A 23,735-nucleotide genomic window follows, 5' to 3' on the forward strand; every position below is an offset into this window, starting at 1 on the left:
GACCGCCTCTCCGGGCGTCCGCCCTGCCCTCCGGGAGTCTCGCCCGTCGTGCGTTCGGCGCGTCACCCAGGGGTCGAACCGACGTCAACGTATGAAATCTAAATCACGCATACCTTGACGCATCTTAGGGTGCGTGTGACGGTGGAGCCCGAGCCAGCGCCGTCGCCGGCCCGCTGATAAGCCCTCTGACCAGGTCAGACGCATGAAGACGAGGTGCGGGGATGAGTCGTCCTGGAACTCCCGGCGGGCAGCCGGGTCCGCAGCGGATCGCCGACCGGGCGTCCGCGCCCACCGAGCCGGCCCAGGCGTACGCCGAACTGACCGCCGGCAACCGGCGCTTCGTCAGCGGCGCCCCGCGCCACCCCAACCAGGACGCCGGGCGCCGGTCCGCCGTGGCCGACGGGCAGCACCCGTTCGCGGTGATCGTTGGCTGCTCCGACTCCCGACTGGCCGCCGAGATCATCTTTGACCGAGGGCTGGGCGACCTGTTCGTGGTCCGCACGGCCGGGCACACGGCCGGTCCGGAGGTGCTCGGCAGCGTGGAGTACGCGGTGACCGTCCTCGGCACCCCGCTGGTGGTGGTGCTCGGCCACGACTCGTGCGGGGCGGTCCAGGCGGCGCGGGAGACCGCGGCGACCGGCACCCAGCCTCCCGGGCACCTGGGCGCGGTCGTCGATGCCGTGCTGCCCAGCCTGCGCCGGGCCGAGGCCGAGGGCGTGGACGACATCGACGGGATCGTCGACATCCACATCGCGCAGACCGTCGAGACGCTGCTCGGGCAGTCGCCCGTGCTGGCCGCCGAGGTGGCGCAGGGGCGGTGCGCGGTGGTGGGGGTGTCGTACCGGCTCGCCGCCGGGGTGGTGCGCCCGGTGGCCGCCGTACCGGCCGGCTTCGCGACGCTCGGCGTGCCGACCGGGTCGGCCGACCCGGCCGCGGCCGCCTGACACGTCGAGGGCCGCTCCGCGCGACGCGGAACGGCCCTCGACGAAGGATGCTGCGGGTCAGAGCATCGACATGTGCACGTGGTCGGTGTGGTTCGACGGCCCGCTGTACGACTTCCAGCCGGTCGCCGGGAACCAGATCTGCCGGTTCCAGATCACGTAGTAGATGCCGAGCCGGTCCGCGTTGCGGATGAGGAACGCGGCGACGTTGTTGCCGTACGTCCGGGTGTCCTCGTTGTGCCAGGGTGAGAAGCCGCTCTTCTGGAGCGACCAGTCGCAGGCGCGGCCCTTCGGGTGCTCGTACGGTCCACCATTGCGGTGACAGCCGACGAACCGGGTGAAGCCGGCCCGCCGGACCTCCTTGTACGCGTGCAGCGTGCGCGGCGTGACGCAGCCGGACGTGGTGGGGTCCTTCTCGCTACAGGACTGCGCCTTCCAGTCGCCGTCGGCGGTGCGACCCGGGCCGATCTTGGCGACCGGCGAGGTGGCGTCCACCAGGCCACCGGTGAAGCCCTTGCCGCCGACCAGGGCGAGCGCCTTGTCGGCCTCGCTCTTGCGCTTGGCCATCACGGCGGTCTGCTTCTGCTGCTCGCGGACCTCGGTGTCGAGGAGCAGCTTGGCCTGCTCGGCACGGGCCTTCGCCGCGTTGACCTCGGCGAGCTTGTTCTCGTTCACCATGTTGATCTCGTCGAGCATCGCGGCGCGCTGCACGAACGTGTCCGGAGCGTTGCTCTCGAGCAGCATCGCGAGCGCACCGATCCGACCGGTCCGGTACGACTGGGAGGCGATCTGCCCGACCTGTGGCGCCAGCGCGTCCAGGTCGGCCTTGGCCCGGTCCACCGCCACCGCCAACTCCAACTGCCGTTTCTTGGACTTGTCCAGTTTGGACTTGGCGGCGGAGTAGTCGCGGTTCACCTGCTCGATGACGTCGTTGAGCAGCTTGGGCTCGTCGTCCTCCTCGTGCCCGGACGGTGTGGGGGTCGTCGGGGCGGCGTGGGCCGGGAGGGGGCCGGCGAGCACGGTCAGTGCGGCGATCACGGCCACCACGGGTGTCAACCAGCGGCGTAGGGGTGCCGTCACAATGTTCCCTTCCGTCGACCGCCGACCGGGTTAGCTGACGGGTTCGGGGCGGAAGTGGCCCCTACCGCTGACGCGGATTCACCCCACACACCTGGGTCCCCGGCTCGCCGGTTGGCGATTGGGCGGTGGCACCGCAGGCGCCGCTTCGCGCCTTCATCGGTAACCGGCAGCGAGGTTACCCGAGAGTCGACTGGGTGAGCTACGCCTGGATGCCGACCAAAAGTGTCATTTCGCCATAGCGTTGGGTAACCAGTGACGCGGTTCTCAGGGGGGAGACCCGATCTGGTCACGCTGAGGAGTGTCACCATGCCGTATCCGTGCTCCTGTTCGACTCCGGCCACCCGTCGGTGGCGGTGGATGGGGGCGGGGTCCGCGTCTGGTCCGGCTCGTCGGGTCGAGAGGCGCGCGGCGAACTGAGGGCGGCCAGCGCCTCCGCCCGGTCGGCCTGGGGGCGCGGCCGAGCCACCTCGGCGGGCGGCGTGGTCTCGCTCGGCGGCGTGGTCTCGGCGCGCCCGGCGGCGGTCACGATCGCGGCCAGCCCGGTGGTCAGTGGCACGGCGGCGATCAGCCCGAGGGTGGCGACCGCGCTGCGGACGATCTCCTGCGCGAGGAACTCGCTGGTGAGCAACTGCCCGATCGGCCGAGCGTCGGCGGTGAGCAGGAGCAGCAGGGGCAGCGACGCGCCCGCGTACGCCAGCACGATGGTGTTGACAGTGGAGGCGATGTGCGCCCGGCCGACGCGGGTCGCCGCACGGTACAGCTGCAGCCGGGTCAGCCCGGGATTGGCGTTCGACAGCTCGGTGACGGTGGCCGCCTGGGTGACCGTCACGTCGTCCAGCACCCCGAGCGAACCGATGATGATCCCGGCGAGCAGCAGGCCGTGCAGGTCCACGTCACCCTGGAACATCGACAGTGTCGTCGCGTCCTCGCTGCCGAAGCCGGTGAGGTGGGTCGCCGCGGTGGCGACGGTGGCGAGCGCGCCGGTCAGCACCAGGCTGCCCAGGGTGCCGAGCACCGCGACCGAGGTCTGCGCGGTGACGCCGTGGGTCAGATAGAGCACCACGAACATGATCAGGGCGGCGCCGACCACCGCCACCAGGAGCGGTGACCGGCCGGCGCCGATGCCCGGCAGCACGAAGGTGAGCAGGATGGCGAAGCTGGCCGCCAATCCGGCGAGCGCGGCCAACCCCCGCCACCGGCCGAACGCGACGATCGCGGCGGCGAAGACCACCGCCAGCCACACCAGCGGGGTGCCGCGCTGGTGCTCGGCGATGTTCCAGTTGCTGACCGTGGGATCGGTCGGATCGGTCAACTCGACCAGGATGACCTCGTCGCCGACGTCGACACGTGGCGCGCCCGGGCCGTCGGGCACCGGTGTCCGCACCTGCTGGCCGGCTGCGGGTCCGTCGTCCACCCGGACGTCGACAGTGCCGCACGGCCCGGTGCCGACCCTGGGTGTGCCCTCGGGGCTCGACGGCAGCGGCGGGCACGGCTCGGTCACCACCCGGGTCACCGTGCCGGCGTAGCGCGGCACGTCCGCTCCGCCGTCGGTCTGCGGTGCTCCTCCGCGCGGCCAGAGCAGCGCCGCGGCGACCACGGTGGCGACGAAGAGGGGCACCACGGTCATGACGAGGATCCGTCGCACCCGGGGCGGGGCGGACGGAGCGGGGCGGGCGTGGTCGGAACCCAAGTCGAGACTCCCAACGATCCGGTGCGGGATACGTGTCAGCGGGCCGCGCGGTTCAGTGTCCTCGCCGAAAGGCGGCGCGAGGCGCGGCGGATCGCGGACCGACGACCACGCGATCACGGACGGTCAGTGCCCGACCCTGGTTGCCCGGAAACCGACCTCGCGCCGCGGGTGCCGGCACCCGGGCGTGTCGTCAGCTGCGCTTCATCAGCCGGCCGACCGCCGCCATCATCTCGGTGGCCATCTCGTCGGCCCGACCCTCGGCGGCCCCCTCGTGCATGCAGTGCCGGGCGTGCCCGTCGAGCAGCCCCAGCGCCACCTTGTCCAGTGCGGCCTGGATCGCGGAGATCTGGGTGAGCACGTCGATGCAGTAACGGTCGTCGTCGACCATCTTCTCGATGCCGCGGACCTGACCCTCGACTCGGCGGAGTCGCGCGAGCAGCTGGTCCTTGCTGGCGGTGTACCCGCGGATCGGGGTGGGTGCGCTCATGCCGACCAGGATAACCTACCCCCTGGGGGTATGGTACGGTGCAGTCCGGTGGTGATACCCCCACCGGGTACCGGTACGGCGAAGGAGACGATCCGATGGTCAACACGACGTTCCAGGTGCAGGGCATGACCTGTGGGCACTGCGTCAGCGCGGTGAGCGTCGAGGTCGGCGGCATCGCGGGCGTCCGCGACGTCCAGGTCGACCTCGCGACCGGGCAGGTCACCGTGAGCAGCGAACAGCCGCTGGACGTGCAGCTCGTCCGGGCGGCTGTCGACGAGGCCGGCTACGACCTCGTCGACGCGTGAGCGGAGGGGCCGACATGCGTACCGGGACGAGACTTGTCGGATTCGCTGTCGGCCTCGCGGCGATCTTCGGGGCGACGTACGGGATCGGCCGGGTGGTCGACCGCACTCCGGTCGCCGAGAGCCGGCACGACGGGGGCGCCGCGAGCCGGCACGACGGGGGCGCCGAGAGCCGGCACGACAGCGACGCCGTCCCGGCGACGGGAGAGCGCGGCGGGCCGGCCGACCGGATTCCCGGTGGGCTGCTCGTCACCGACCGTGGCTACACCCTCGACCCGGTCGACGCCCCGGCCGACGAGTTCGCCTTCCGGATCACCGGTCCGGACGGCCAACCGGTGACCCGGTACGACGTGGCGCACGACAGGAGGATGCACCTGATCGTGGTCCGACGGGACCTCTCCGGTTTCCGGCACGTACACCCCGACCTGGCTGCGGACGGCACCTGGCGGGTCGGCACGCCGCTGGCCGGCCCCGGGCAGTGGCGGGCGTTCGCCGACTTCGCCCCGACCGGGGGTGAGCCGCTGACGCTCGGTGTCGACGTGACAGTCCCCGGCGAGCTGACCGAACGACAGCTGCCCGCCCCGGCGACCAGCACCACCGTCGACGGCTACACGGTGACCCTGACTGGCTCGCCGCAGCCCGGCCGCACCGCCCCGCTCACGTTCACCGTCAGCCGGGACGCTCGACCGGTCACCGACCTGGAGCCCTACCTGGGCGCGTACGGGCACCTGGTGGCACTGCGTCGGGGTGACCTCGCGTACCTGCACGTGCATCCGGACGGGACGCCGGGCGACGGACGGACCCGGCCCGGCCCGGCCGTCAGCTTCCTCGCCGAGGTCCCCTCGGCCGGCAGTTACCGGCTCTACCTCGACTTCCAGCACGGCGGGACGGTGCACACCGCCGAGTTCACAGTCGTCGCCGGCACCCCGCCGACCGGCACCCCGCCGACCGGCACCAACCCGAGCGGACCCGCGCCGAGCGGGGGCGCCGACCACGGCACCCCCGGACACGGGCACAACTGACGGGACCACACGATGACCACCACCAGCAGACCGCTGCCCGCGGCGCCCAACCGGATCGAGTTGGCGATCGGTGGGATGACCTGCGCCGCCTGCGCCGCCCGGATCGAGAAGAAGCTCAACCGGATGGACGGCGTGAGCGCCGCCGTCAACTACGCCACCGAGAAGGCCACCGTCCGGTACGCCGACGGCGTCACGCCGGACGACCTGATCGAGACCGTGCGCAAGACCGGGTACACGGCGGCGCTGCCGACCCCGCAGCCGATCGAGGAACCGGCCGATCCGCTGCGTGGCCCGCGTACCCGGCTCTGGGTCTCGGTGGTGCTCAGCGTCCCGGTGGTCCTGCTGGCCATGGTCCCGGCCTGGCAGTTCGACTACTGGCAGTGGCTGTCGCTGACCCTCGCGGCCCCGGTGGTGGTCTGGGGTGGGCTGCCGTTCCACCGGGCCGCCTGGACGAACCTCCGCCACGGCGCGGCCACCATGGACACGCTTGTCTCACTCGGCACCCTGGCCGCGTTCGGCTGGTCGCTCTGGGCGCTGTTCCTCGGTGACGCCGGCCTGCCCGGAATGACACACCCGTTCCGCTTCGACATCACCCGCACCGACGGCGCCGGCACCATCTACCTGGAGGCGGCCGCCGGGGTGACGGTGTTCATCCTGGCCGGCCGCTACTTCGAGGCCCGGTCCAAGCGGACCGCCGGTGCGGCCCTGCGCGCCCTGCTCGACCTCGGCGCCAAGGAGGTGGCGGTGCTGCGCGACGGGGTGGAGACCCTGATCCCGGTGGACCGGCTGGCCGTCGGTGACCGGTTCGTGGTGCGTCCCGGGGAGAAGATCGCCACCGACGGGGTGGTCGACGAGGGTACCTCCGCCGTCGACGCCAGCATGCTCACCGGTGAGTCGGTGCCGGTCGAGGTCGGTCCCGGCGACGGCGTGGTCGGCGCCACCATCAACGCGGGTGGACGGCTGATCGTCAGCGCCACCCGGGTCGGCGCGGACACCCAACTCGCCCGCATGGCCGACCTGGTCGAGCAGGCGCAGAGCGGCAAGGCCGCCGTGCAGCGCCTCGCGGACCGGATCTCCGGTGTCTTCGTGCCGATCGTCATCACCCTCGCCGTGGGCACGCTCGGCTGGTGGCTGGGCACCGGGGCCGGCCCGACCGCCGCGTTCACCGCCGCCGTCGCCGTGTTGATCATCGCCTGCCCCTGCGCGCTCGGCCTGGCCACCCCGACCGCGCTGCTGGTCGGCACGGGTCGGGGCGCCCAACTCGGTGTGCTGATCAAGGGTCCGGAGGCGCTGGAGTCGACCCGCCGGGTGGACACCGTCGTGCTGGACAAGACCGGCACCGTGACGACCGGCCGGATGACCCTGGTGGACGTGGTCCCGACGAGTGGCGTGGATCGGGGCGAGTTGCTCCGGCTCGCCGGTGCGGTGGAGGCCGCCTCCGAGCATCCGATCGCCCGCGCGGTCGCGGCGAGCGCCGCCGAGGAGGGGTCGCTGCCCCCGGTGACGGGCTTCGGCAACCTCGAAGGGCTGGGCGTGACCGGCACTGTCGACGGAAGGGTCGTGCTCGTCGGTCGGGTCCGGCTGCTGCGGGAGCGGGAGATCGACGTACCGCCGGAGGTCGAGTGGGCCGTCCGCGACGCGGAGGCCGCCGGCCGTACGGCGATCGTCGCGGCCTGGGACGGGCGCGCCCGGGGCGTGCTCGCGGTCGCCGACGTGGTCCGGCCGACCAGCCGGGCGGCGGTGGCCCGGCTGCGGGCGCTGGGGCTCACCCCGGTCCTGCTGACCGGGGACAACACCACGGTGGCCCGCGCGATCGCCGCCGAGGTGGGCATCGACGAGGTGATCGCCGAGGTGCTGCCGGCCGGCAAGGTCGACGTGGTCAAGCGGCTCCAGGCGCAGGGGCGGTCGGTGGCGATGGTCGGTGACGGGGTCAACGACGCCCCGGCGCTGGCCCAGGCCGACCTGGGGTTGGCGATGGGTACCGGCACCGACGTGGCGATCGAGGCGTCCGACCTCACCCTCGTCCGGGGCGACCTGGACGCCGCCGTCGACGCCATCCGCCTGTCCCGCCGCACGCTCGGCATCATCCGGGGCAACCTGTTCTGGGCGTTCGGTTACAACGTGGCGGCCCTGCCACTGGCCGCCGCCGGGCTGCTCAACCCGATGATCGCCGGCGCCACGATGGCGCTGTCCTCGGTCTTCGTGGTGGCGAACAGTCTGCGGCTGCGCCGGTTCCGCCCGGCCGCTGTCGGTCGCGGACTGTGACGGCGGTAATGGTTGGAGCGGTGACGGTGGGGGTACTGGTCGAGTTGTAGCGACGCTTGCAATGGAGGTTGGCAATGGGATTCGACGACAAGATCAACAACGCCACCGAGGACGCGACCGGCAAGCTGAAGGAAGGCGCTGGTCGCGCCACCGATAACGAGCAGCTCGAGGCCGAGGGTCGCGCTGACCAGTCCACGGCCAAGCTCAAGCAGGCCGGCGAGAAGATCAAGGACGCCTTCAAGAGCTGACGTACGACGTAACCCGCACGCCGGGTCGGTGATCATTCACCGGCCCGGCGTGTCTGTGTGTCCGGCCCCGTTCCGCGACCCTGAGAACCCCCTGATTCCACCCTCGGTCCGTATCGCCGTGTCGGCATACCTGCTAACTTCTCTTTGCATGTGCGAGGGCCGGTTGTGAGCAGTGCTCCATCGCCGATCGGCGACGACCTGGTGCGGGTGCTGGCCTCGTTGGCCAACCCGCACCGGCTGCGGATCATCGCCGCGCTGGCCCGCGAGCGTGCCTACGTCAGCGGGCTGGCCCGGCAACTGGGAATCAGCCGAGCGCTGTTGCAGGTCCACCTACGGAAGCTGGCGGCGGCCGGGCTGGTCACCGCGAGCCTGGAGTTGTCGGAGGACGGGAAAGCCATGAACTACTACGAGGTGCAGCCGTTCGTGCTCACCCTCACCCCCGAGATCATCGCGGCGGCGGCCGAGACGCTGACCGTGCCCGACTCGGTCGAGCAACCAGGAGCGAACCGATGACCGGAATGAGCGACCACGACTGGACCGAGGTGGTCGGCGCGATCGGCATCTTCGCCTTCCTGGTCAGCGTGGTCACGGTGACCATCGTGCAGCTCGCGAAGACCCGGCGGGCCCGGTACGAGGCGTCCCGCGCGGACGACTACCGCCGGCTCGCCGAGACGGCCGCTCAGGCCCAGGCGGAGAACGCCCGACTGCTCGCGGCCATGGACGGCCGGCTCGCCGGGATGGAGGCCCGGATGACCACTGTCGAACGCGTCCTGGTCGAGGTCGACTGACCGCTGACGAAGGCCCCGGGCCGTCGAGCGGCTACTCGACGGCCCGGGTGGAAGCAGCATCACCTCGCCCAGTGGGCGAGTTTCACCGGCAACGCTCCCTCACGGAGAGGACAGCACTTCATGCTGCGTGTACGCAAATCCGCCGTCGGCTGGGCGACCGCTCTGGCCCTCACGGCAGCCGGGCTGACCCCGGCCAGCCCGGCCACCGCCCACCCCACCATCGAGTGGCAGCCCTGCGTCGAGGAAACCCCCGCCCAGGACACCCCCACCCAGGACCCCCCAGTCGAGGAGACCCGCGCCGAGTGCGGCACCCTCTCGCTGCCGGTCGACTGGAGTCGACCACGGGGGGAGCGCTTCGACCAGGCACTGGCCCGCCGGGTCGCCACCGACCCGTCCGCCCGACAGGGTTCGCTGATCTTCGGCCCCGGCGGGCCGGGTGACAGCGGCGTCGACCGGATGGTCAACGGCAGCTCCCGGTTCAGTGCTGACCTGCGACGCCGGTTCGACATCGTCAGCTTCGACCCTCGCGGCACCGGCGGCAGCAACCCGGTGGTCTGCTCCCGGGCACTGCTCGCCCAGCAGCCGCAACTGATCGCCGACCAGGCCCAGTTCGACGCCACGCTGGCCGGCAACGAGTTGCTGCGGGCCGACTGCCGGGCGCGCACCGGGCCGCTCTACGACCACGTGGACACGATCAGCGCCGCCCGCGACCTGGACGCGATCCGCGCCGCGCTCGGCGAGCGGCAGCTCACGTTCCACGGCAGCTCGTATGGCACCCTGCTCGGTGAGCAGTACGCCGAACTGTTCCCGCACCGGGTCCAGGCCATGGTGCTGGAGGCCGCGGTGGACCACAGCGTCGGCACCCGCGCCTTCCTGGACACCCAGGCCGTCACCTCGGAGGACGCGTTCGACGAGTTCGTCGCCTGGTGTGACAGGTCCGCCGCCTGCGCCCTGCACGGGCGGGACTTCCGGGCCATCTGGGAGGGGCTGCGCGCCCGCGCCGAGGCCGGCATGCTCACCGACCCGAAACGGCCAGGTGTCGTGCTGACCCCGTTCGAGTTGAGCCGGCTCACCCACCGGGAGTTCTACGACACCTGGCGCTGGCCGGGGCTCGCCGAGTGGTTGGGCGCGATGGAAGCCCCCGCCACGGTGCGAAGGGCCGGCCCGTCCATAGGTGACGCTGTTGCGCCGTACCCCTTCGCGGTCTTCTGCCAGGACTGGAGCCTGCCGGTCCGCGACTACCGGGAGTACGACGAACACCTGCGCCGGGTGGCCCGGCTCGCGCCCGACCTGCGCTACCCGACGGCGGTGTTCGCCCTCGCGACCTGCCTGGGCACCCCGACGCCCGTCGCCAACCCGCAGCACCGGCTGCGGGTGCGCACCGACGTGCCGTTGCTGATCGCCGCCACCGTGCACGACCCGGCCAGTGGGTACAACTGGGCCACGAACGTGGCGCGGCAGTTGGGCAGGCACGGCGTGCTGCTCACCTACGCGGGTTGGGGGCACGGCAGCTACAGCACCAGCCCGTGTGTCAAGCGGGCCGTCGACGCCTACCTGATCGACCAGAAGGTGCCGGCCCGGGGCACCACCTGCCCGGCCGTCGACCCCGACGTGTGACCGCGCCGCTGCCGGCCGCCGGGGGTCAGACCTGCCCGGCGGCCGGCGGCCGTCGCACTCCCGCCAGCCGGGCGGCCTTCAGCTCCAGGTACCGCTGCTCGGGCCGGCTCGTGGTGCCCCGGGCCGCCGCCAGGTACGCCTCCCGCGCCTCCCCGACCTCCCCGGCCAGCTCCAACAGGTGCGCCCGGACGGCGGCGAGCCGATGGTGCCCGGCGGTGCGCTCGTCCGCGTCCAGGGACGTGAGCAGGGCCAGCCCGGCCCGTGGACCGTCCACCATGGCAACCGCCACCGCCTGGTTGAGGGTGACCATCGGGTTCGGCGCGATCCGGGCCAGCAGCCGGTAGAGCGCGACGATCTGTCGCCAGTCCGTCTCCGCCGCCGTCCGGGCCTCGGCGTGCACCGCGGCGATCGCCGCCTGGAGTTGGTACGGCCCCGGCGGCGACCAGGTCAACGCGTCGGTGATCAGCGCGATCCCCTCGGTGCTGGCGGCGACGTCCCACCGGGTGCGGTCCTGCTCGGCGAGCGGCACCAACTCCCCGTCCGGGCCGAGCCGAGCCGCCCGGTGCGCGTCGGTGAGCAGCATCAACGCCAGCAGCCCGCTCACCTCGCCGTCGTCGGGCAGCAGCCCGTGCAGGATGCGGGCCAGCCGGATCGCCTCGCCGGTCAGCTCGGCCCGGTGCAGATCCGGGCCACTGGACGCGGTGTAGCCCTCATTGAAGATCAGGTAGAGCACGCGGAGCACCGTGCGCAGCCGCTCGTCCCGTTCGGCGGGACCGGGCATGGTGAACCGGGCTCCGGCGGCCTCGATCCGCTGCTTGGCCCGGCGGATCCGTTGGCTCATCGTCGCCTCCGGCAGCAGGTGCGCCCGGGCGATCTGGGCGGTGCTGAGACCGCCGACCGCGCGCAGGGTGAGCGCCACCTGCGCCGATCCGGTCAGCGCCGGATGGCAACAGAGAAACAGCAGGGTGAGGGTGTCGTCGGCGTCCGCCACCGCGGGCTCCGCGTCGGCCGCCGGGGCCACCCCGGCGTACGCCGGCTCGCGCAGCGTCACCGCCAGCTCGCGGTCCCGGCGGGCGTTCTCGCTGCGCCACTCGTCGGTGAGCCGGCGGGTGGCCACGGTGAGCAGCCACGCGCGCGGACTGTCCGGTACGCCCTGCGTGGGCCACTGCGTCGCGGCGGCGAGCAGCGCCTCCTGGACCGCGTCCTCGCACCTGTCGAACTGGCCGTGCCGGCGAACCAGCAGGCCGAGGACCTGCGGCGCGACCGTGCGCAGCAGATCCTCGACCGTCCGGTCGTCGGTCACATCTCCGCTCCGGACTCGTCCATGATCGGGCGAACCTCCATGGCGCCGCCGAAGCGCACGTCCGGCCAGCGGGCGGCGATCTCGGCGGCCCGCTGCGGGCTGTCGCAGTCGACCGCCAGGTAACCGGCGAACTGCTCCTTGCTCTCCATGAACGGCCCGTCGATGACCTCGGCCCGGCCGTCGACGGCCCGGACCGTCAACGTCTGCGACGGGTTGGCCAGCGCCTGCCCGCCGATCAGCTCGCCGGTCTCGGTCAACTCCTTCATGATCTCGTCGACCTCGCCGAACAGGGTGGTGCGGTCCTGCTCGGAAAGCTCCTCGGTGAAGCCGGGCCGGTTCCAGATCAGCAGCATGTACTTCATCGCGACGCTCCTCAGACTCGTGCCGTACCCCGGTCGGGGCGCGACTCACCGGAGGGTCGGAGCCGACGACCCGTTCCCTACGGCGTAGCGCAGAAAATCGCAGATATCGCCGCCGGTGGTGGTCCCACGCCGGGCGGCTCAGCGCCGATCGGGTCGGCCCGGCACCTGGCGGGGCTTCCGCCCGCCGCCGACGTCCAGCGACGCCCGGTCGGCGGCCGAGGTGCCCGACGACCAGCCCTCGGCGTCGCGCACGCTGAGTCGGTGCCGGGTGACGCCGGGAAAGAGCGTGTCCAGCCGCTCCCGGACCGCCTCGCCCCGGGCGGCGAGCACCGGCAACAGTCGCTCCGCCCCGGCCGTCTCGGCCGCCGCCTGGTCCGCCGCGTCGGTTGCCGCCTCGGTGGCCGCGCGCAGCCGTTCGCCGATCCGCAGCGCGAACGCGTTGAGGAACGACTCGTCCCAGACCTTCGTCCGCCGTCCGGACCCCTGCCGACGCTCGACCCGCCCGCGCAGCATGGCGGCGGTGGCCTGGACCAGCAGCGAGGTGTAGAGCAACTCCACCGCCACCAGGTCGGCCGGCCAGCCCAGCACGGTGGCGAAGCCGAGATCGTCGGACCAGACCGCCTCACACCTGTTCGCCGCCGCCACCTCCTGCACCAGCAGTGCCTTCGCGCCCGCGTACGGGGTGTCGGTGCTCAGGCGTACCCCGCCGGGCACGTCGCCGCGCTCCGCCCCGGCGGCCAGCAACGCCTCGTCGATGCTGTGCCGGGCGATCAGCTCCTGCGCCTTACCGGTGAGCGCCTCCGCCTCGGCCGGGAAGGTCGTCGACTCGGCCTTGGCCAGTAGCGCCCGGACCCGGTCCAGCATCGGCGACCCGCTGCGCGCCGGACCGGCCGACCGGGCGGTCGCCGCCCCGCTCGACCCGGGTGGCGGGCGCAACACCGCGATCGGCGGCAGGCTCTCCACAAGCGCGAGGACGTCCACGGCGGTGCGGAGCGCGTCGACCCGGTCCAGCGCCTCCCGGGCGGACCAGCCGGACAAGACCCGGTCGTCGTCCGCCCGCACCTCGGCGGCCAACGCGCGCAACTGCTCGTCGAACCAGGCCGGTACCGGATCCGACTGCTCGCGCCGCTGCACGGCCATCGCGTCCCGGACCAGTCGCGCCGCGCGGCCGTCGAGCCGCCGCCCGGTGATCCGGTCCACGTCGACGGGCTGCCAGCCGCGCGGCCAGAGCCGCGCCAGGCCACGGACCAGGCGACGCAGCAACGCCGCGTCCACCGCCGTGGTGCCGTCCGCCGCGCCGGTGCCGACCATCAGTTGGTCCAGCTGCCGTTCGGCCTTCCGTACGTCGGTGCCGCGCACCGCCGCGAGCGCGTTGGCGACGAGTTCGTCCGCGTCCGGCACTGGCACCTCCTTCTCGGGTTCCGCTGCCGGCGAGGCTGCCCGACCCGCCCCAGCTCCATGATCATGCCGCGCGAGGCCCCGAAGGCACGAAACGGGGATGTTGCCGCCGACCGCGCCCGCCGTGCGCGGTGCCCGTCCGGCGGCCTCGATCGCCCGGCGTGCCCGTCCGGCGGCCTTGACCCGCCCGGCGTTCCCGTCCGGCGGCCTTGACCCGCCCGGCGTGCCCGTCCGGCGGCCTTGACCCGCCCGGCGTTCCCGTCCGGCGGCCTTGACCGCCGCGCCTGCGCTTGATCAACACGGGGTACTGAAAAGCGGGGCATCCCACCCGGCCGGACACGCCGATATCGCTGATCTCGTGTTGACCTTGGGGTGGGCGTGTCGCCGCGCCGGCCTTGGTGGCCGAGATTCATGGTGTTTGGGGGTATTTTGGCCTCGACCGGTGGATGCGAGGTGTGTGGTGGCCGAGTCGAGTCTGCCGAGGGCACGCACCGTCGACGTTCGGGCCTCCGTCCTCGTCGGCGTCCTGATCGGCATCGCGATCATGGCCGCGGTGGACGAGATCGTCTTCCATCAGTTGCTGGCCTGGCATCACTTCTACGACAGGTCGACGCCGTCGGTGGCGCTGCTCTCCGACGGGCTGCTGCACGCGGCCGAGGTGATCGCCCTGGTCGCCGGGTTCTTCTGGTTCGCCGACCTGCGCCGGCGACACGCCCTGTCGGCCCGGCTCGCCTGGGGTGGCCTCCTGCTCGGCGCCGGGGGGTTCCAGCTCTTCGACGGGCTGGTCGACCACAAGGTCCTCCGGCTGCACCAGATCCGTTACGGGGTGCACCTCGTGCCGTACGACGTGGTGTGGAACGTGGCCGGCGCGGCACTGCTGCTGGCCGGCGCCGTGCTGATCTGGCGGGCCCGGTCGCGCGACGGCCGCCGATGACGGTGCCGCTGCCGGCTCCGCCCGCCTGGTCCGTTCCGCCGTTCGCGCACGGCGGGCAGGCGGCGGATGCGTCGTCCTGGCTGTCGCTGTTCCCGGTCGCGCTGCTGGCCGGCGGCTACCTGCTGGCCGCCGCGCGCGACCCCCGGGGTTGGGATCATCGCCGGACCGCCGCCTGGCTGGTCGGGTGCGGAATGTTGGCGATCGCCGTCGGGCCGTTGGCCCAACTCCCCGGCGATCCGCGCGGGCATCTGGCGCAGCATCTGCTGCTCGGCATGCTGGCCCCGCTCGGGCTGGTGCTCGGTGCCCCGGTCACTCTGCTGCTGCGGGTCGCGCCGCCACCGGTACGCCGGGCCGTGGGCCGGTTGCTGCGTGCCCGCCCGCTGCACCTGATCGCACACCCGGTCATCGCCGCGCTGCTCAGCACGGGTGGGCTGGCGCTGGTGCTGCTCACCCCGCTGTACGCGACGGCCGAGCGTCAGCCCGCGCTGCATCACGCCGTACACCTGCACTACCTGGCCGCCGGCTATCTCTTCGCCTGGTCCCTGACCGGGCCGGACCCGGCGCCGCGCCGTCCGGGCCTGGCGGTACGGGTCGGCGCGCTCCTGGGTGCGGCGGCCGGACACGCCGTTCTGGCCAAGTACCTGTACGCCCAGGCCGAAACCCTCCCACCGGGCCTCACCGACCGGGATCCGGAGGCGTTCCGTTCCGCCGCCCAGCTCATGTACTACGGCGGCGACCTGGCCGAGCTGCTACTCGCGACGGCCCTCTTCGCCACCTGGTACCACTCCCGCCGCCCCCACCCCACTCACTCGATCAGGAGGTTTGCGTCGCCGAGGGGCGGCTCCCTGGCGCAAACCCCAAGATCAACAGGGTGAGGGCGGGGTCAGGGCGGCGGAGAGCTGGTGCAGGAACGAACGGATGCTTTCCTCACTGTGCCGCGTCTCAGCCTGGTCGTTCAGCGGACCCGAACAGCGCAGCGCCTGGCCCAATGCCTCCCGCGTCTCGGCGCGGTTCCCCGGGTAGAGCCCAGCGGTGACCCCGTCGGCCACCCGAGTCACCACCGTGTCGTCGAGCACCTGGTCGAACTGCACTCCATAGAGGATTCCGTTGACGTGGCTCTTCCACAGGTCCATACTCGTTTGCTCCCTGCGTCGAGGTACGCGGTGATCTGGGAGACGGCCGCGCGTCGCGTGCTCGTCGCCGAGATCCGCCGACACACCGACAGGATCCACCGGACCGGGTCGGTGAGACAAACCCGCCCTGCGCCACCGCGTTGGGTCAGTTGCGCCGCGGCCAGTCGGTGAGGATCTGCTCGACCGGTAGGACGTCCTGCTCCGGGTCCGGTGCCGGAGTTGGCCGGTCGGCCGGCGTCCGGTCGAAGCGGGGCGCCGGGGCCGGTTGGATCTCGCCGCCGACCTCGACGAAGGTGCCCCGCGCGGCGTTGTGCGGGTGTTGGTGCGCCTCACCGGGGGCGAGCACCGGCGCCACGCAGGCGTCCAGGTCGGTGAAGACCGCCGTCCACTCGTCCCGGGTCCGCTCGGCGAACCGTGCGGTGAAGCGCCGGCGCAGCTCATCCCAGCCGCTCGGGTCGTACTGCGCCGGCAGGTCCGGGTCGTCGGCCAGGTCGAGGCCGGTGAGGAGTACGTCGTAGAAGGCCGGTTCCATCGCGCCGACGGCCATGAATCCGCCGTCGGCGGTGGCGTACGTGTCGTAGAACGGCGCACCGCCGTCGAACATGTTGCGCCCGCGCGGCGCGGCCCACAGGCCACTGCCGAGCAGCCCGTGCAGGAACGACGTGAGCAGCGCCGACCCGTCCACCATCGCCGCGTCGACCACCTGGCCGACACCCGAGCGTTCGCGTTCCAGCAGCGCCGCCAACACGCCGACGGCGAGCAGCATGCCGCCCCCGCCGAAGTCGGCGAGCAGGTTCATCGGCGCGTACGGGCGCTCGCCGGCCCGACCCAGCGGCTCCAACGCCCCTGCCACCGCGATGTAGTCGATGTCGTGCCCGGCCCGGGACGCCAGCGGGCCGTCCTGGCCCCAGCCGGTCATCCGCGCGTACACCAGCCCGGGGTTGCGCCTCTGGCACACCTCCGGGCCGAAGCCGAGCCGCTCGGCGACCCCCGGGCGGTACGCCTCGACCAGCACGTCGGCCCGCTCGACGAGGCGCAGCAGGTCGGCCACCCCGGCCGGGGACTTCAGGTCCAGTGCGGTCACCCGCCGGCCGCGCTGCAACGGCCCGCCGGTCGGCGCGGCCAGTCGCCCCGCGCCCGGGGCACCCGGCCGGTCCACCCGCACCACGTCCGCCCCGAGGTCGGCGAGCACCATGCAGCCGAACGGGGCCGGCGCGAGGCTCGCCAACTCGACCACCCGCACCCCGGCCAACGGCCCGCCGCGCGAACCGCCCGGTGCGGCGCCCGGGTCGTCGCGCCGTGCGGCGCCCGGGTCGTCGCGCCGTGCGGCACCCGGGTCGTCGTGCCGTGCGGCGTCTGGGTCGTCGCCCCGTGCGGCACCCGGGTCGTCGGCCCCATCCGGTCTGCCGGGGCTCGGCCAGGAGGCCGTCACGCGACGCCAGCCGGTTCGGCGGGACGGGCGGCGAGCCTGTCGACCAGGTCGGCCGGGGGCGTGAACCGGTCGCCGTACCTGTCGGCCAGTTCGCCGGCACGGGTTGCGAAGCCGGCAGGGCCGCCCGCGTACTGGCGGACGTAGCGGATCACGCCGCCGGTCCAGGCGGGGAACCCGATGCCGAAGATCGAGCCGATGTTGGCGTCGGTCTCGGTGCGCAGCACCCCCTCGTCGAGGCAGCGCAGCGCGTCCAGCGCCTCGGCGAAGAGCATCCGCTCCTGGAGGTCGGTGAACGGCACCGCCCGGCCGGCGTCGGTGACCAGGTCGGCGAGGCCGGTCCACAGCCGGCCCCGGGTGTCGTCGTCATAGGAGTAGAAGCCGCGACCGGCCGCACGTCCCGGCCGGTCGTACGCGTCGACCAGCTCGTCGACGAGCCGGTGCGCGGGCAGCGGCAGGTACTCCTCGCTGGCCGCCTCGAACTGGCGGCGGATCCGCTGGATCAGGGTGAGGCTCACCTCGTCGGCCAGCGCGAGTGGCCCGGTCGGGTAGCCGGCCTGCAACGCGGCCTGCTCCACCGACGCGGCCGGTACGCCCTCGGCGACCAGGCCGACCGCCTCGTCGAGGAACCTGCCGATCACCCGGCTGGTGAAGAAACCCCGGCCGTCGTTGACCACGATCGGGGTCTTGCCGATCCGCCGCCCCAGGTCGAACGCCCGCGCCAGGGCGGTGTCGCTGGTCCGCTCGCCGACCACGATCTCCAGCAGTGGCATCCGGTCCACCGGGGAGAAGAAGTGCATGCCGATGAGGTCGGCCGGCCGGTCCACCCCCTCGGCCAGCCCGGTGATCGGCAGGGTGGAGGTGTTGGAGGCGAGCAACGCGTCGGGTGCCAACACCGGCAGCACCTCGGCGAAGACGGCCTGCTTCAGCGCAGGGTCCTCGAAGACCGCCTCGATGACCGCGTCGCAGCCGGCCAACTCGTCCACCTGGTCGGTGGTGGTGATCCGGTCCAGTACGGCACGGGCGTCCGCCTCCGTGGCGCGGCCCCTGCGCACCGTGCGGGTGAGCAGCCGTTCGGCGTGCTCCCGGGCACGGCCGGCGGCCTCCGGCGTGACGTCCTTGACCACGACGTCCAGGCCGGCGCTGGCGCAGGCGTAGGCGATGCCCGCGCCCATCATGCCGGCGCCGAGCACGGCCACCCGGCGCACCGGCGGGGCGTCCACGCCGGACGGTCGGGCGGCCCCTCCGTTGACGGCCTTCAGGTCGAAGAAGAACGCGCCGATCATGTTCTTGGCGACCTGCCCGGTGAGCAGGCCGATCAGGTGCCGGGTCTCCACCGTCAACGCGGTGTCCAGGTCGACCTGTGCGCCCTCGACGGCGGTCGCCAGGATCGCCTCGGGTGCGGGCAGCCGGGCACCCTTGAGCTGCTTGCGCAGGGTGGCGGGGAAGGCCGGCAACTGGGCGGCCAGCGAGCGGCTGGCCGGTGTGCCACCGGGCATCCGGTAGTCCGGTCGGTCCCACGGCTGGGCCGGATGCGGGTTCGCCGCGATCCAGGTGCGTGCCCGGTCCAGCATCTCGGTGTGCGTGGCGGCCACCTCGTCCACGATGCCCGCGGCCAGGGCGTCGGTGGGGCGCATCCGCCGACCGGTGAGCAGCACCGTGGTCAGCGCACCGGCCAGGCCGAGCATTCGTACCGTCCGGGTGACACCGCCGGCCCCGGGCAGCAGGCCCAGGGTCACCTCGGGCAGCCCGAGCCGGCTGTCCGGCGCGTCCAGCGCGATCCGGTGGTGGCAGGCGAGCGCGATCTCCAGGCCGCCGCCGAGCGCGGAGCCGTTGATCGCGGCGACCACCGGTCGGCCCAGCGTCTCCAGTCGCCGCAGGTCCCGTTTGATGGTGCCGAGCAACTTGGCGAGGGCGGGCGCGTCGGCGCGGGTGGCCCGGATCATCTCGGGCAGGTCACCGCCGGCGAAGAACGTCGACTTCGCGCTGGTCACGAGCACGCCGACGAGATCGCGCTCCGCCTCCAAGCGGTCCAGCGCGGCGCTCATCGAGGCGGCGTACGCGCGGTTCATGGTGTTGGCGGACTGCTCGGGGTCGTCCAGGGTGAGCGTGACGATGCCGTCGTCGCCGCGGTCGTACCGGATGGTGGTGGTCATGTGTCTTTCCCCCGGGTCAGCAGCGCTCGAGAACGGTGGCGACGCCCATGCCGCCGCCGATGCAGAGGGTCACGAGGGCACGGCGCAGGTCGCGGCGCTCCAACTCGTCCAACGCCGTGCCGAGCAACATGGCTCCGGTGGCCCCCAGCGGGTGGCCGAGCGCGATCGCGCCGCCGTTGACGTTCACGCGGTCCGGGTCGAGGCCCAGGTCGCGGACGTACTTGAGCACCACGGCCGCGAACGCCTCGTTGATCTCGAACAGGTCGATGTCGTCGACTGTCAGCCCGGCGACGGCGAGCGCCTTGTGGGTGGCCGGGATCGGGCCGGTGAGCATCAGCGTCGGGTCGGCCCCGGTGACCGCCGCGCCGACGATCCTCGCGCGCGGGGTGAGGCCGAGGTCCTGCCCGACCTGCTCCGAACCGATCAGCACCAGCGCCGCGCCGTCCACGATGCCGGACGAGTTGCCGGCGTGGTGGACGTGCTCGATCGCCTCCAGCCAGTGGAACTTCTGCAACGCGACCGCGTCGAAACCGGCTGCCTCGCCGAGGGTGGCGAACGACGGGGTGAGCCGGGCCAGCGCCTCCCGGGTGGTCTCCGGGCGGGGGTGCTCGTCGACGGCGAGGATGTCCAGCCCGTTGCCGTCGCGGACCGGCACCACCGAGCGGGCGAAGTGCCCGCCGGCCCACGCCTTCGCGGCCCGCTCCTGCGACCGCAGCGCGTAGCCGTCCACGTCGTCGCGGGTGAACCCCTCCAGGGTGGCGATCAGGTCGGCGCTGACGCCCTGCGGCACGAACGACGTGGCGAGCGCGGTCTGCGGGTCGGTGGCCCAGGCCGCGCCGTCGGAGCCCATCGGCACCCGGGACATCGACTCCACCCCGCCGGCGAGCAGCAGGTGCTCCCAGCCGGAGCGGATCCGCGCGGCGGCGGAGTTGACCGCCTCCAGTCCGGAGGCGCAGAACCGGTTGAGCTGCACCCCGCCCACCTCGTCGGGCAACCCGGCCAGCAACGCGGCGGCCCGCGCCAGATCGCCGCCCTGCTCGCCGACCGGGGTGACGATGCCGAGCAGCAGGTCCTCCAGCCGACCGACGTCCAGGCCGGGGTTGCGCTCACGCAACGCGTCGATCAGGCCGACGACCAACGAGATCGGCTTGACCCCGTGCAGCGCGCCGGTGTCCCGGCCGCGTCCGCGCGGGGTGCGGACCGCGTCATAGACGTACGCCTCAGAGGGCACGGGCGATCAGCTCCTTCATGATCTCGTTCGTGCCGCCGTAGATCTTCTGGACGCGGGCGTCGGCGTACATCTGGGCGATCGGGTACTCCGTCGTGTAGCCGTAGCCGCCGAAGATCTGGAGACAGCGGTCGATGACCTCGCACTGCCCGTCGGTGAGCCAGGACTTCGCCATCGCCGCGGTCGCCACGTCCAGGTCGCCGCGCGCGTGCCGGACGATGCAGTCGTCCAGGAAGACCCGGCTGACCCGGGTACGCGTGGCGCACTCGGCGAGCACCATCCGGGTGTTCTGGTGGCCCATCAACGGCTTGCCGAAGGCGGTGCGCTGCTTGGCGTACGCGACGGTCAGCTCGACCGCCCGTTCCATGGCCGCGACCGCGCCGACGCCGATGACCAGCCGTTCCTGGGGGAGTTGCTGCATGAGCTGGACGAAGCCCAGCCCCTCGGCGTCGCCGAGCAGGTTGGCCGCCGGCACCCGGAACCCGTCGAAGAACAGCTCGGCGGTGTCGTTGGCGTGCAGCCCGATCTTGGACAGCAGTCGGCCCCGACGGAAGCCCTCCGGATCGCCGCCGACCTCGCAGACCAGCAGCGAGACACCTGCGGCCCGCTGCTCGGGATCGGTCTTCACGGCCACGATGACCAGGTCGGCCAGGCCGCCGTTGGTGATGAACGTCTTCGCGCCGGTGATCAGGTAGTCGTCGCCGTCGCGGACCGCCCGGGTACGCATCGCCTGGAGATCGGAGCCGCCGTCCGGCTCGGTCATCGCGATCGCGCCGACCAGTTCACCGCTGCACAGGCCGGGCAGCCACCGCCGCTTCTGCTCCTCGCTGCCGTACGCGACCAGGTAGCCGGTGACGATGCCACTGTGGACGGCCAACCCGAGGCTGCTCTCCCCGGTGTACGCCTGCTCGTGCAGCAGCACGGCCTCGTGGGTGAACCCGCCGCCCCCACCGCCGTACTCCTCCGGGACGGACAGGCCCAGCAGCCCCAGCTCGCCGGCGCGGCGGTAGTGCTCGCGGTCCGGGTGGCCCTGCGCCAGCAGGCGGTCGGTGTGCGGCAGCACCTCCTTGGTGAAGAAGGTGCGGGCCAGGTCGGCGAGGTCGTCGTGCTCCGCCTCGCGCCAGGGCGAGGGGGGACCGTCGGGCGTCGGCATGTGCACCACCCTCGCGCGCTGTTGGCAACATGTCAATAAGTCTCGATCGGCAGCCGGCCGCAGGTCGTCAGGACGTCCGCGGCGGGCGGGTGTCCGCTGCCCGGCACCGCTGCGCCGGACCGCCGGGGCCTGACTGGGGTACGACAGCACGAGATCGCGCGGCCCCGGGGCCTAGACGCTGTCGATCATGGAGTCGTGGTGCCCCGCAAAGAGGGAACGCGCGGCCATATCGCCCACCACAACTCCATGATCGACGACGGCCAGGGCGGCACGCGCGGAGATCTTGGACAGTTTCCGTTCACCGCTAACGGAAACTGTCCAAGATTGCGGAGAACTCGCGCCTTCGGGCGTGCGGCGTGTCGATCACGGGGTTGTGCAGGGGGATCGATCGTGCGAACCCGGTGCTGCTGGGCGCCGAGCCGGTACTGATGCCCAGTTCGACCGGGCGCCATGGGCGGGCGGCGAGTGGGCGGGCGCGAAGCGGGGCGTGCGGGCTACTCGGCCTCGTCGCCGTCGGTGGGGCGCGGCGGTCGGTGCTCGGCGATCCACGCCTCCACGTCAGCGCGCAGCCACACCTTCATTCCGCGCAACTCCTGGTAGGGCTTCGGAAAGCTTGGCCGCATGGCGATCTGCTGAAACCGGCTCCGCGACACGTTGAGCCGCTGGCCGATCTCATACGGCCCCATCAGCTCGCCCGGCCCCTCAGCTCCCACACCTGGACGGTAGGCACGTTCAACCATCCCCAATCGGTGATACCCGATCGGGGGTCCCCGACTTGACAGGGCGTGGGACGCTGACCGAGAGTGGTCGGAGGGTGTCGTTCCGCTGCTGGACCGGGCGGGCGTCGGCGTTGTTCCGAGAAAGGTGGGCCGCGATGGATCAGGCGACGGAGTTGGCGTGGCTGCGGGAGCGGGTCGGGGGATTGGAGACAGCGCTGCACTGTGCGCGGAGGGAGTTGTTCGATCTCCGTTGTCGATTGACGTTGATCGGCCGGGTGGTCCAGGACGTGGATCGAGTGCAGCGAGCGCCCGGGGTCGCGGTTGGGGCGATCAACGCGGCGCTCTACTCCGAGACGTCCAACCTGCGCCACGTCGCCCGGCACCTGGTCCGGCGCCATCAGGGTGTGCGGTGATCAAGGTGAGGGCGATGGTCGCCCTGTGAGCGCTCGATAGGGTCGTGCAGATGAGTGTCGAGACGACTCCTCGCCGCCGCCGTTTGGAGCCGGACGCCCGGCGCGGGCAGATCCTGGCCTGCGCGGTCCGGCTCTTCGGCGAGCGCCCGTACGCGGAGGTGTCGACCACCGACGTCGCCCGGGAGGCGGGTGTCGCTCGTGGGCTGGTCAACCATTACTTCGGCGCGAAGAAGGACCTCTACCTGGAGGTCGTCCGGGTCATGGTGACCATCCCGGAGGTTGCCCTGGAGCGGCTACCCAAGGGGGATCTGCGGACCCGGATCGACGCCAGCGTCACCTGGTTCCTCGACGTGGTGTCCCGGCACAGCACCTCCTGGTTGGCCGCCGTCACCGCGCGGGGCATGGGCGGCGACGCCGACGTGGAGCGGGTGCTCGCCGAAGCCGAGGAGGTCGCCGCGGACCGGATGCTGGTCGCCGTCGGTCTGGCCGGCGAGGCGGAGCACCGCGAGGAGTTGCGCGGGATGGTCCGGGCGTACGGCGGGCTAGCCACGTCGACCGCCCGGGAATGGCTCCAGCGTGGCGCGCTGACCCGTGCCCAGGTACACCTGCTGCTCACCACCACCCTGCTGACCATCGTCGAGCAGGTCATCCCGCAGGCCATCGCCGACCCGACCCGGCCAGCGCCGCCCGCCTGAGCTGCCCGATCCCGCCCTGGTCGGGCCGCCCGCCGACGAAGTCCAGGCACCGCCACCGGTGCCGGGCTTCAGACCGGCGCGGCGGCGGGGGCCGACTCGCGGAGCTGGAGCGCGATGACGGCGGCCAGGATGACGATGGCGATCGGGTCGAACACCAGCGAGACGAGGTTCAGGTCGGCTCGCATGCCGGCGTCGACGGCGGTCAGGGCGAGAAACACCGACTGGCCGAGGACGAACGGCGGCAGCTTCACCGCCAGTTGTCCCTGCTCTACGCCGCCCACGACCCCGAATGTCAGACCGACGAGACGGGGGAACCCGGGACCGCGTAGCCCGCTTGCCGGTGACGCGGAGCACCGAAGAAAGTCTCGCCGG

Annotated in this window: 25 protein-coding genes and 1 riboswitch; of the genes, 12 read left to right on the forward strand and 13 right to left on the reverse strand. The window is 72.6% G+C overall.

The features are described 5' to 3' along the window. Window positions 1-221 precede the first annotated feature (221 nt). Complete coding sequence (locus tag AB0C25_RS00365; protein ID WP_357368176.1) at window positions 222-944, forward strand: carbonic anhydrase; 723 nt, start codon at window positions 222-224, stop codon at window positions 942-944. Between the two features lie 57 nt (window positions 945-1,001). Here AB0C25_RS00365 and AB0C25_RS00370 read toward each other — a convergent pair whose 3' ends face one another. The 3 genes from AB0C25_RS00370 to AB0C25_RS00380 all read right to left on the reverse strand — a co-directional run bounded on the left by AB0C25_RS00370 (window position 1,002) and on the right by AB0C25_RS00380 (window position 4,198). Continuing rightward, a complete protein-coding gene (locus tag AB0C25_RS00370) occupies window positions 1,002-2,021 on the reverse strand; it encodes a hypothetical protein (RefSeq protein WP_357368177.1) in 1,020 nt (339 codons plus the stop codon). Between the two features lie 4 nt (window positions 2,022-2,025). Continuing rightward, window positions 2,026-2,156, reverse strand: a riboswitch (cyclic di-AMP (ydaO/yuaA leader). A gap of 166 nt (window positions 2,157-2,322) precedes the next feature. Further along, complete coding sequence (locus AB0C25_RS00375; protein WP_357368178.1) at window positions 2,323-3,711, reverse strand: YibE/F family protein; 1,389 nt, start codon at window positions 3,709-3,711, stop codon at window positions 2,323-2,325. A gap of 190 nt (window positions 3,712-3,901) precedes the next feature. Continuing rightward, window positions 3,902-4,198 carry a metal-sensitive transcriptional regulator gene (locus AB0C25_RS00380; protein WP_357368179.1) on the reverse strand — a complete coding sequence of 99 codons (297 nt, stop codon included), beginning with the start codon at window positions 4,196-4,198 and terminating at the stop codon, window positions 3,902-3,904. Window positions 4,199-4,293: 95 nt separating this feature from the next. Here AB0C25_RS00380 and AB0C25_RS00385 point away from each other — a divergent pair, with 95 nt between their 5' ends. The 7 genes from AB0C25_RS00385 (at window position 4,294) to AB0C25_RS00415 (ending at window position 10,440) form a co-directional block, all read left to right on the forward strand. After that, complete coding sequence (locus tag AB0C25_RS00385; RefSeq protein WP_357368180.1) at window positions 4,294-4,503, forward strand: copper ion binding protein; 210 nt, start codon at window positions 4,294-4,296, stop codon at window positions 4,501-4,503. A gap of 14 nt (window positions 4,504-4,517) precedes the next feature. After that, window positions 4,518-5,522, forward strand: a complete 1,005-nt coding sequence (locus tag AB0C25_RS00390) for a hypothetical protein (RefSeq protein WP_357368181.1) — start codon at window positions 4,518-4,520, stop codon at window positions 5,520-5,522. A gap of 12 nt (window positions 5,523-5,534) precedes the next feature. Continuing rightward, window positions 5,535-7,787: a heavy metal translocating P-type ATPase gene (locus AB0C25_RS00395; protein WP_357368182.1), complete on the forward strand. Its 2,253-nt coding sequence runs from the start codon at window positions 5,535-5,537 to the stop codon at window positions 7,785-7,787. A 74-nt stretch (window positions 7,788-7,861) separates the two neighbouring features. Then, window positions 7,862-8,035 carry a CsbD family protein gene (locus AB0C25_RS00400; protein WP_036410891.1) on the forward strand — a complete coding sequence of 58 codons (174 nt, stop codon included), beginning with the start codon at window positions 7,862-7,864 and terminating at the stop codon, window positions 8,033-8,035. A 165-nt stretch (window positions 8,036-8,200) separates the two neighbouring features. Continuing rightward, window positions 8,201-8,548: an ArsR family transcriptional regulator gene (locus AB0C25_RS00405; protein WP_357368183.1), complete on the forward strand. Its 348-nt coding sequence runs from the start codon at window positions 8,201-8,203 to the stop codon at window positions 8,546-8,548. Next, window positions 8,545-8,823, forward strand: coding sequence for a hypothetical protein (locus AB0C25_RS00410; RefSeq protein WP_357368184.1), 279 nt, complete (start codon window positions 8,545-8,547; stop codon window positions 8,821-8,823). Before AB0C25_RS00405 ends, AB0C25_RS00410 begins: the two co-directional genes overlap by 4 nt. Window positions 8,824-8,943: 120 nt before the next feature. Next, window positions 8,944-10,440 (forward strand): alpha/beta hydrolase, encoded by a 1,497-nt coding sequence (locus tag AB0C25_RS00415; protein ID WP_357368185.1) that lies wholly within the window; start codon window positions 8,944-8,946, stop codon window positions 10,438-10,440. A 25-nt stretch (window positions 10,441-10,465) separates the two neighbouring features. Here AB0C25_RS00415 and AB0C25_RS00420 read toward each other — a convergent pair whose 3' ends face one another. The 3 genes from AB0C25_RS00420 to AB0C25_RS00430 form a co-directional block, all read right to left on the reverse strand. Beyond that, complete coding sequence (locus tag AB0C25_RS00420) at window positions 10,466-11,743, reverse strand: DUF6596 domain-containing protein (protein WP_357368186.1); 1,278 nt, start codon at window positions 11,741-11,743, stop codon at window positions 10,466-10,468. Next, window positions 11,740-12,105: a YciI family protein gene (locus tag AB0C25_RS00425; protein ID WP_357368187.1), complete on the reverse strand. Its 366-nt coding sequence runs from the start codon at window positions 12,103-12,105 to the stop codon at window positions 11,740-11,742. Before AB0C25_RS00425 ends, AB0C25_RS00420 begins: the two co-directional genes overlap by 4 nt. 138 nt (window positions 12,106-12,243) lie before the next feature. After that, entirely contained in the window at window positions 12,244-13,506 is a 1,263-nt protein-coding gene (locus AB0C25_RS00430) for a DUF2786 domain-containing protein (protein WP_357252020.1), read from the reverse strand. A gap of 457 nt (window positions 13,507-13,963) precedes the next feature. On the opposite strand from AB0C25_RS00430, the gene AB0C25_RS00435 reads away from it, so the two are divergent. Then, the gene (locus AB0C25_RS00435; RefSeq protein WP_357368188.1) at window positions 13,964-14,437 is read left to right on the forward strand and encodes a DUF2243 domain-containing protein; all 474 of its coding nucleotides are present in this window, start codon (window positions 13,964-13,966) and stop codon (window positions 14,435-14,437) included. Next, entirely contained in the window at window positions 14,434-15,312 is an 879-nt protein-coding gene (locus tag AB0C25_RS00440; RefSeq protein WP_357368189.1) for a cytochrome c oxidase assembly protein, read from the forward strand. Before AB0C25_RS00435 ends, AB0C25_RS00440 begins: the two co-directional genes overlap by 4 nt. On the opposite strand, the gene AB0C25_RS00445 is transcribed toward AB0C25_RS00440, so the two are convergent. The 6 genes from AB0C25_RS00445 to AB0C25_RS00470 form a co-directional block, all read right to left on the reverse strand. Then, window positions 15,301-15,570, reverse strand: a complete 270-nt coding sequence (locus tag AB0C25_RS00445) for a hypothetical protein (RefSeq protein WP_357368190.1) — start codon at window positions 15,568-15,570, stop codon at window positions 15,301-15,303. The two genes, AB0C25_RS00440 and AB0C25_RS00445, sit on opposite strands and share 12 nt — an antisense overlap. Window positions 15,571-15,715: 145 nt before the next feature. Next, window positions 15,716-17,002, reverse strand: coding sequence for a CaiB/BaiF CoA-transferase family protein (locus tag AB0C25_RS00450; protein WP_357368191.1), 1,287 nt, complete (start codon window positions 17,000-17,002; stop codon window positions 15,716-15,718). Next, window positions 16,999-19,155 (reverse strand): 3-hydroxyacyl-CoA dehydrogenase NAD-binding domain-containing protein, encoded by a 2,157-nt coding sequence (locus AB0C25_RS00455; RefSeq protein ID WP_357368192.1) that lies wholly within the window; start codon window positions 19,153-19,155, stop codon window positions 16,999-17,001. The genes AB0C25_RS00450 and AB0C25_RS00455 overlap by 4 nt, the downstream gene beginning before the upstream one ends. A 16-nt stretch (window positions 19,156-19,171) precedes the next feature. Next, window positions 19,172-20,386, reverse strand: a complete 1,215-nt coding sequence (locus tag AB0C25_RS00460; RefSeq protein ID WP_357368193.1) for an acetyl-CoA C-acetyltransferase — start codon at window positions 20,384-20,386, stop codon at window positions 19,172-19,174. Further along, window positions 20,376-21,536, reverse strand: coding sequence for an acyl-CoA dehydrogenase family protein (locus tag AB0C25_RS00465; protein WP_357368194.1), 1,161 nt, complete (start codon window positions 21,534-21,536; stop codon window positions 20,376-20,378). Before AB0C25_RS00465 ends, AB0C25_RS00460 begins: the two co-directional genes overlap by 11 nt. A 494-nt stretch (window positions 21,537-22,030) precedes the next feature. After that, a complete protein-coding gene (locus tag AB0C25_RS00470; RefSeq protein WP_357368195.1) occupies window positions 22,031-22,249 on the reverse strand; it encodes a hypothetical protein in 219 nt (72 codons plus the stop codon). A gap of 161 nt (window positions 22,250-22,410) precedes the next feature. Here AB0C25_RS00470 and AB0C25_RS00475 point away from each other — a divergent pair, with 161 nt between their 5' ends. Further along, window positions 22,411-22,668 carry a hypothetical protein gene (locus AB0C25_RS00475; protein ID WP_357368196.1) on the forward strand — a complete coding sequence of 86 codons (258 nt, stop codon included), beginning with the start codon at window positions 22,411-22,413 and terminating at the stop codon, window positions 22,666-22,668. A gap of 50 nt (window positions 22,669-22,718) precedes the next feature. After that, window positions 22,719-23,363: a TetR/AcrR family transcriptional regulator gene (locus AB0C25_RS00480; protein ID WP_357368197.1), complete on the forward strand. Its 645-nt coding sequence runs from the start codon at window positions 22,719-22,721 to the stop codon at window positions 23,361-23,363. 68 nt (window positions 23,364-23,431) lie between these two features. On the opposite strand, the gene AB0C25_RS00485 is transcribed toward AB0C25_RS00480, so the two are convergent. Beyond that, window positions 23,432-23,644, reverse strand: a complete 213-nt coding sequence (locus AB0C25_RS00485; RefSeq protein WP_357368198.1) for a hypothetical protein — start codon at window positions 23,642-23,644, stop codon at window positions 23,432-23,434. Window positions 23,645-23,735: the final 91 nt, after the last annotated feature.

The organism is Micromonospora sp. NPDC048839 (assembly GCF_040649915.1).
GTDB lineage: Bacteria > Actinomycetota > Actinomycetes > Mycobacteriales > Micromonosporaceae > Micromonospora.